This is a genomic window from Duncaniella sp., from assembly GCF_029054785.1.
Taxonomy (GTDB): Bacteria; Bacteroidota; Bacteroidia; order Bacteroidales; family Muribaculaceae; genus Duncaniella.
Genome location: NZ_JAIDEN010000072.1, coordinates 1 through 5401 on the forward strand (window position 1 = coordinate 1; position 5401 = coordinate 5401).

Annotated in this window: 3 protein-coding genes; 2 read left to right on the top strand and 1 reads right to left on the bottom strand. The window is 49.7% G+C overall.

The features are described from left to right. Positions 1-143: 143 nt before the first annotated feature. Positions 144-773 carry a C40 family peptidase gene (locus K2H17_RS04735; RefSeq protein ID WP_300132032.1) on the bottom strand — a complete coding sequence of 210 codons (630 nt, stop codon included), beginning with the start codon at positions 771-773 and terminating at the stop codon, positions 144-146. Between the two features lie 603 nt (positions 774-1376). Here K2H17_RS04735 and K2H17_RS04740 point away from each other — a divergent pair. Beyond that, the gene (locus tag K2H17_RS04740; protein ID WP_300132034.1) at positions 1377-3032 is read left to right on the top strand and encodes a diphosphate--fructose-6-phosphate 1-phosphotransferase; all 1656 of its coding nucleotides are present in this window, start codon (positions 1377-1379) and stop codon (positions 3030-3032) included. Between the two features lie 332 nt (positions 3033-3364). Further along, on the top strand, positions 3365-4444 hold the full coding sequence (locus K2H17_RS04745) for a lysylphosphatidylglycerol synthase transmembrane domain-containing protein (RefSeq protein WP_300132036.1): 1080 nt from the start codon (positions 3365-3367) through the stop codon (positions 4442-4444). Positions 4445-5401 lie beyond the last annotated feature (957 nt).

Genomic DNA, 5401 nt, shown 5'->3' on the forward strand with positions numbered 1-5401 from the left:
GGTGGTGTGAGAGGTCGGTAAACGCGAAAGTAGGAGATAAACACCCTATGATTAGTGTTTACCTCCTACTCGATTGGCTATGTCTGATGTATTGAATATGTTTTTATAATATATGTAAAGTATGAGAAATTCTTCGCCTCGTTTTATGCTGTCGGGCTGTTTACGCCGATGATGCGCTTGGCGCCGATAAAACGTTTTGAGTAGTAGCCTCCGTCAGGGAAACGCTGGTAGGTGACGCCCTGTGAAGTCGATGCGTGGATGAAAGTGCACGAGCCGTCTTCGTTGACGTCGACAACCATTGCCACGTGGCCTACGGTTTTGCTCTTGCTCGAACGGCCTGTGAAGAAGAGGAGGTCGCCGGGACGGAGATCTTCTCGGCTGACGCGTTCGCCTTCAGTATACTGGCTGCGTGAGGAGCGGCTGAGATTGAAGCCGAATTTCTTGAAGACGTATCCGACAAAGCCTGAGCAGTCGAAGGCCGAGGGGCCTGCGGCGCCGCGGCGGTAGCGGGTGCCGAGAAATTTGGCTGCATAGTCGGTCATCTGGCCGATGAGATCTGTGTCGATCTCGCTTTCGTTGTCTTCTGCTGTGAAGGGAGAGAATGCCTGGAGGGCATTGATTGCATCTCCGCTTACTCCTGAAGCTGCGGCAAATGACTCAATGTGAGCTGCCGGAAGTTTGAAAGGAGTGGGATTCTGCTCTGCTTTGGCCTGAATGGAACACACGAGAGGGAGGACGAGTGTTGCCATTGCAGTTACTATATATCGTTTCATTGATCTGTTGATGATTCTTAATTTCAATTATCGGCCCTTGGGGCCTCCGTTTCTGAACTACAATGCAAAATTACTAAAAATCGGTTTTGTGTCAAAATGACAAAATCTTGACTTTCCGCTAATTGACAAAATGAAACTTTTTGGCTCCGATTGATACAAAAATTAGCACAATAAGTTGAAATGTTAAAATTTTAGGGCTATATGCTGTGCTTGAATACAAATTTTAACCTCACTTAACTAATGCGCGGCGCTGAATATTGCAGATTCTTGACTTGTTTTTTGCTATTGATAGCTGTTTGTAATTGCAAATGTTAAATATTAACAGTGCTTTTATGTATTTAATCTAATGTAATACAATTGATTGCACATAGTATTGAAGGGTGTGCAGTTTTACAATATTTTGCTTATTTTAACCATATCTGTGCGCTTTGTCAGTCTCTCTGTCAACGAGGTGAAAAATCACTTGATTTTTTCCGAAATATTTGCGACCTTTGCCAAAGATAAAAGCAATCTGTCTTTTACTGTGCTGATATTAAGATTACTCTCCTCTGTTTCCTCAGGTGCAATGTCTAAAACTAAATAACCCTTTATAATAAATAGAAGATGAAAAAAAGCGCTTTGCAGCAAGCCCGTGCGGCTTACAAGCCCCAACTCCCCATCGTGCTTACCGGTGGTGTGAAAGTGATTGAAGGAGAGGCTACCCAGTCTGCCGACAATCAGGAGGACATCAAAAATCTGTTCCCCAACACTTATGGACTTCCCGAAATCCGTTTCGAAAAAGTTCCGGCAGAGGAGTCGGCAGCGCCTGTCAATGTAGGTGTGATCCTTTCCGGCGGTCAGGCCCCCGGCGGTCACAACGTGATCAGCGGTCTGTTTGACGGTATCAAGAGCATCAATAAAAAGAGCCGCCTTTATGGCTTCCTCATGGGCCCCGGCGGTCTTGTCGATCATAAATACAAGGAACTGACAGCTGATATCATTGACGAATACCGCAACACCGGCGGTTTCGATATCATCGGTTCCGGACGTACCAAACTCGAAACAAAGGAGCAGTTTGACAAGGGTCTTGAAATTCTCAAGGAGCTCGACATCAAAGCGCTTGTCATCATCGGCGGTGACGACTCTAACACCAACGCCGCTATCCTTGCCGAATACTACGCTGCTATCGGTGCCGGTGTTCAGGTGATCGGTGTGCCCAAGACAATCGACGGTGACCTCAAGAACAACGTGATCGAGACCTCTTTCGGCTTCGACACCGCAACCAAGGTTTATTCCGAAGTGATCGGCAACATCCAGCGCGACTGCAACTCTGCTAAGAAATACTGGCACTTCATCAAACTCATGGGCCGTTCGGCTTCTCACATCGCCCTCGAATGTGCTCTTCAGTGCCAGCCCAACGTCTGCATCATCTCTGAGGAGGTCGAGGCCAAGAATCTCACTCTTGCTCAGGTTGTCGACGACATCGCTGATGCAGTCGTTGCCCGCGCCAAAGACGGCAACAACTATGGTGTTGTCCTCATTCCCGAAGGTCTCATCGAATTCATCCCCGCAGTCAAGGCTCTTATCGCCGAGCTCAACGACCTTCTCGCTGTCAAGGCTGAGGAATTCGCTGCGGTTGATCCTGAAAAGCAGCGTGAATGGGTCATCGGCCAGCTCAGCTCAGCCAATGCCAAAACCTACGAATCGCTTCCCGCAGGCGTTGCCCGTCAGCTCACTCTCGACCGCGACCCCCACGGCAACGTTCAGGTGTCGCTCATCGAGACCGAGAAACTTCTCTCGGAAATGGTCGGCAAGCGTCTTGAGCAGCTCGCAGCTGAAGGCAAATACAGCGGCAAGTATGCCACCATGCACCACTTCTTCGGCTATGAAGGCCGTTGCGCCGATCCCTCGAACTTCGATGCCAACTATTGCTACGCACTCGGCTACACCGCAGCCTGCCTGATCGCCGCAGGAAAGACCGGCTACATGTCAAGCCTGCGCAACCTCACTTTCGCTCCCGTCAACTGGGTTGCCGGCGGTATCCCCATCACAATGATGATGAACATGGAACGCCGTCACGGTGAAATGAAGCCCGTGATCCGCAAGGCTCTTGTCGAACTCGATGGCGCACCCTTCCTGAAGTTTGCCAAAGAGCGCGACAACTGGAAGCAGAACACATGCTACACCTATCCCGGCCCCATCCAGTACTTCGGCCCGTCAGAAGTCTGCGATCAGCCCTCGCTCACTCTCGTCTACGAGCAGAAGCGCCGCCGCTATTGATCCTTCGCATCTGCTGCGGACCATGCAGCAGGCGTAGATATAAATGAGCCGACAAGCCGTCCGTATTTTCTGCGGATGGCTTGTCTGTTTTTTTGTTTATCTGCTGATCAAACTGGCGGTTTTGCTTGTTTTGATATATGACAGATTACACTTAGAGGTCGTTTAAAACAAGAGTTAAAATCTGAGTGGTGTATCTTTTAGATAAATTGTTGTAAATGAGAAAGGAGCCATATTCACCTCAAAACTTTCGCTCAGATTTTAACTATTGTTGTTAAACAACGACCTCTTAATTTTTAAGAGTTACTTATGTGAATGCAAATGACAACAATAATGTGAAACTTACTCCTGCTTCGGAGGGCAAGGGCCGCAGATTTCTTGATGGCTTCGTGCGCGTTCTGAAATTTCTCGTGCCGATCGCTGTTTCAGCCGGGATGGTCGTGTGGCTGTTTGATAAGGTCAACCTCCACCAGATCAAGGAGATTATCAGCCGGGGTGTCGATTATCGTTATCTGGCGATAATGATGTGTCTGACGGTGTTGTCTCACGTCATCCGCGGCATCCGCTGGGGCATACAGCTTCGGGCCGCAGGCATTCCGCGCATTCCGGTCATGGCTGAAAGTGTCTCGATTTTCGGGGCCTACGCTTTGAATCTGATCTTTCCATATCTTGGAGAGGCCTGGCGTTGTGTCTACATCTCCAAGCGCGAGCGCTGCAAGCTATCGACGGTTGTCGGCACAGATCTCGGTGACCGTGCGTCGGATGGTATTATGATTCTCTTGTTGCTTGTCGTTACTCTTTTTGTGGCGCGCCCGGCAATGGATCGTTTTCTTGACCGTTATCCTCTCGGAGAGACGATCGACCGCATTGTGACTGACGGCGCACTGTGGATAGGACTCGGAGTGGTTGTCGTGCTGCTTGTCGCGGGTGATTGGTTTTTCCGCAACACATCGTTTGTCAAGGGAATCAATCAGAGCATCCGCCGTCTGTACGACGGTTTCATGGTGCTCTTCCACATGAAAGGAACCGGCATGTATATAGTGCTCACGTTCGGAATATGGATCTGCTATTTCCTTGATACCTACCTCTGCTTCTTTGCCTTCCCCTTCACTCGCCAGCTCATAACAGGTGAGGGGTATTATTGGGGGCTTGTGCCGGGGCTGGTGGTCTTTGTGTTCGGTTCGTGCAGCATGGGTGTGCCGTCAAACGGAGGTCTCGGTCCGTGGAACATTGCTGTTATGTTCGCCCTCAGTCTCTTCGGTATCAGTGACAATGACGGCGCCGCTTACTCGATAGTCTGCTGGAGTTTCCAGACTGCCATGCTGATTGCCTGTGGTATTTTCAGTGTCTTCTACATCATGTTTACCCGCCGCAGGCTGCGCGCAAAATCGGCATCTTCATCAGCTCCCTCCTGATCCATCGGTCGTTGATATGTGTTTGCGCCGGTTAGTCGAATGTGTCCCGGTGTGAGGCTGTGATCATTCTGTCCGGTGATGACGGCTGCGAAAAAGAACAGAGGCTGCGAATTTTCGCAGCCTCTTTATAGTAACCACGCCGGAGGAAGATGATGAAACTCCGAAAGACAGGATTTGAGTGCTCGCCGACCTTTGTAATCCTCCGGGCAATTACGCCTCCCCCGAAGGGGCTGAGGCCCGCCATTGGGCGGCCAAGCTTGTCTCGGTATTTCATGAATAATTGATGAGTTTCCCAATCGTGCTCCGGCGCGGGATTTTTTATACTCTTCAATTTTACAACACAAAATTAAGCTATTTCGTTTGATTTTCCAAATGGATTTTTCAGAAAATCTTCAAAATTTGCGGTCTGAAAATGGAACTCTGTGGCTCTCAGTTCGATTTGAAAGCCTCTTTTTAGCCTCCCGCGGTTTTTTCATTGCTGCCGTATAGGGGCAGGTGGTAGGTTGGGGACAATGGATTTGTGAATAATGTGTTTTTGTCGGAGCTGACCGATCGTGGCGTCGGAATAAGCCACGAAGTCGCCAGGTATATCAGGCTGGCCGCGTTAGCGGTCGGTGGATTTAAGGCCACTGCAAGGGCCGCATGGCGGTCCGCAGCTGTGGTAACACAATATGATATAATGATAAAAGCGCCGTAGGTGCGACATTGTTTCGCACCTACGGCGCTTAATTTTTTTGGTGATGCTTTTACCACAGCTGCGGACCGCCATGCGGCCCTTGCAGTGGCCTGGATTCGCCCCGCCGCTACGCGGCTTGCCTTCCGGTATTCGTGGCCTTATCTATGGCCTGATGCATTCCATCCTTTCGGCATTTGCAGTTTGGGGTCAGCGGATTTTTCCGGTGGGCGGAGGTGATGTCGGAGTATAGTGTTATCTTTGCAAAATGAAACCAGACCAGT